4 protein-coding genes are annotated in these 2,161 nt (G+C 43.5%); all 4 read left to right on the top strand.

Annotated features, from left to right (window positions below; genetic code table 11):
* Positions 1 to 369: hypothetical protein (locus H6S82_RS30370; RefSeq protein WP_191057259.1), on the top strand; the 369-nt coding region annotated here is incomplete at its 5' end.
* 236 nt (positions 370 to 605) lie between these two features.
* Positions 606 to 1,337: a phytanoyl-CoA dioxygenase family protein gene (locus H6S82_RS30365; protein WP_199315423.1), complete on the top strand. Its 732-nt coding sequence runs from the start codon at positions 606 to 608 to the stop codon at positions 1,335 to 1,337.
* A 13-nt stretch (positions 1,338 to 1,350) separates the two neighbouring features.
* Positions 1,351 to 1,812, top strand: coding sequence for a DUF29 domain-containing protein (locus tag H6S82_RS30360; RefSeq protein WP_190468806.1), 462 nt, complete (start codon positions 1,351 to 1,353; stop codon positions 1,810 to 1,812).
* A gap of 94 nt (positions 1,813 to 1,906) precedes the next feature.
* A partial coding sequence (locus tag H6S82_RS33800; RefSeq protein WP_191057258.1) for a DUF4140 domain-containing protein occupies positions 1,907 to 2,161 on the top strand: 255 nt, incomplete at its 3' end.

Here is a 2,161-nt window from a genome sequence, read left to right as displayed (position 1 = left end):
CTGGAATATAGCAAATGTTTGGATGATATCTTGTTACTTTATGAAAATAAAGCGCAATTCCAAGAGCGGGGAAGACAAAGTAATTGTTTGGCAGAAACTTTCCAAGCAAATTCAACGGGAGGATTTTCCAAAGCTCAGGCGCGGCAAATGATAGACTTTGCTAACAGGTACGCCACAACATTACTAAAACCGGGGCTGTATCCTCCCAGAGGTCAGCGAGAACGAATTGCTGGACTGTTGGGATTCGTTTATGAAATAGATAAAAACGACCAAGAAATTCGACAACTTGCCACCCAAGGTCTTCCACCTGTCGATCCTCCTGTTACTGAAGAACCTCAGCCTGCTGATGATGGTGGTGGTGGTTGGTAATGCGATCGCAGTTTATCTTGGTGTCATTTAACTTATCATCAGCGACAGGTTGACAAAATTCCAGAAGTTCTGCTTCTCTAGAATCTCTTTTACCATAATTGGCAATTACCGATCCCAAACGAAAGAAGAAGTGTTGTCTTATATCTTTTCGGTTGCGAGTAAAGTGCGTAGTTAGAAGGCAATAAAATCTATAATCTAACAGACATCCAAATAAATCCTCTTGCGGAACCCTAAGTATGTCTGGCGAATTTGCGAATTATTTAACTACGCAACATATATCTACGATCGTCTACTCTAAATCTATCCAAAAAGATGGATTTAGCATACTAGAAAGAGCGATCGATGCTAACCAAATCGCTGCTTACAAAAGTTTGTTGCAATCGGCAATTCAGCATAGCGATGCCAAAGGGTATGGGATGCGCCGTCTATTAGAAGAAATTCCAATGCTGCGACAGCTTTGTTGGGAAGTTCCGATTCGCAATTTGGTCGAACCAATACTCGGTAAAAATGCTTTTCCCGTGCGAGGGATATTTTTTGATAAAAATCCTCAAGCTAATTGGGGTGTTTCCTGGCATCAAGATATGACGATCGCCGTCAAGCAACGTATTAATATATGCGGGTTTTGGCCTTGGTCGCTTAAAGATGGCGTTCACCACGTCCAACCTCCCATTCCTATTTTGGAAAGAATGTTAACTTTACGCATTCATCTGGACGATACCTTAGCAGATAACGCACCTCTACAGGTTATTCCCGGTTCTCATCTTCACGGATATGTCAAACCGGAAAATATTCAAAAATTGAAAGAAAATGCTGTTACTTGTCCTGTCTATTCCGGCGGGGTATTGGTGATGAAACCTTTGTTAATTCACGCTTCCCAACCAGCAAAACAAGCAAGTCATCGGCGCGTCATTCATATTGAATTTGCGGCGGAGGAACTACCGGGCAGTTTAGAATGGTATGGTTCCTAAGTGGGGTGGAAGTATGAAAGCAAAAATAGAAATTAGCCAAAAAAGTTTGTACGAAACCGACTACCTGAAATGGATGGAAACCACAATAGAAAATTTGCGAGTTGGCGATTACTCAAACATCGACTGGGAAAACTTGATTGACGAAATAGGAGATATAGGACGGAGTGAGCGTAAAAATTTAAAGAGTAATCTTGTAGTAGTCCTCACTCACTTGCTCAAATGGCAGTATCAACCAGAATTCAGAAGCGGTAGCTGGAAAGGTAGCATTGTCGAACATCGCCGCCGCATTCGGGAAGCACTGAAAGATTCTCCCAGTTTGAAACCTTATCTGGAAGAAGTATTTGCTGAATGTTATGCGGATGCGGTGGAAATTGCGAGTGCGGAAACTGGTCCTTCAGTGCAAACGTTTCCGCAATTATGTCCTTACAGTTCGTCAGAAGTTTTGGATGCTAATTTTCTGCCAGAATCACTTTAACATTCAGGTGCGTTACGCGGTCGCTAACGCACCCTACGGAATTGGCTATTGCTCATGCCCTTGATAATAACGCAGCTTAGAGGAGAAAGTGGCAGTGACCGACTCACAAACACCAAACCAAACAACGAGTAAGACAATAGATACTCGCATTTCTAAAGTAACGGTTTACACAGATAGGGCGAGGGTGACGCGGCGCGGTGGTGTGGCGCTAACTGGGGCAGAACGACAATTAACGATCGCCCCTCTACCGATAAATGTACTGTCAGAATCTATACGCGCAACAGGTTCTGGTACAGTACCGGTGCGATTGATCCAAGTACGGACAGAAGCCATTCTCTCCCCCGAACCA

Source organism: Planktothrix sp. FACHB-1355, assembly GCF_014748295.1.
In the GTDB taxonomy this organism is placed as follows: domain Bacteria; phylum Cyanobacteriota; class Cyanobacteriia; order Cyanobacteriales; family Aerosakkonemataceae; genus Aerosakkonema; species Aerosakkonema funiforme_A.
The sequence above is the reverse complement of the archived record's forward strand: the minus strand, read 5'-3'. Positions and strand labels throughout refer to the sequence as shown.

What these genes read in the sequence shown, in the direction of transcription:
- H6S82_RS30365 (WP_199315423.1), top strand. Translation starts at nt 606, where the DNA reads ATGTCTGGCGAATTTGCGAATTATTTAACTACGCAACATATATCTACG.
- H6S82_RS30360 (WP_190468806.1), top strand. Translation starts at nt 1,351, where the DNA reads ATGAAAGCAAAAATAGAAATTAGCCAAAAAAGTTTGTACGAAACCGAC.